The sequence below is a fragment of the Aquabacterium sp. A08 genome, assembly GCF_011742065.1.
The window spans coordinates 1-272 of record NZ_JAAQQT010000265.1 but is presented as its reverse complement, the minus strand read 5'-3'; the positions used below and the strand labels follow the sequence as shown (position 1 = coordinate 272).

The following is a 272-nucleotide window of genomic DNA, read 5'->3' as shown; positions in this document are numbered from 1 at the left end:
GTGCGCTACTGCCGCGCCGGCACCCGCATCGTGGAATACGGCCAGCCGGCGCAGTGGTGGCACATCGTGCGCAGCGGCGTGGTGGCGGTGTACCGTCGCGACGGCACGCTCTACAACCGGCTGACCGAAGGCGGCTACTTCGGCGAATTCGGGCTGCTGCACCGCCAACGGGTGCGCTTTCCCGCCGTGGCCGAGGCCGACACCCTGCTCTACCTGCTGCCCGAGCCGGTGTTCACCGACCTCTTCGAGCACCACCCGTCGTTTGCCGACCA

1 protein-coding gene is annotated in these 272 nt (G+C 69.5%); it reads left to right on the top strand.

The genetic code is table 11. From position 1 onward, the window contains the following. The coding region (locus HA630_RS26900; protein WP_166831978.1) for a cyclic nucleotide-binding domain-containing protein at nucleotides 1-272 on the top strand (272 nt) is incomplete at both ends.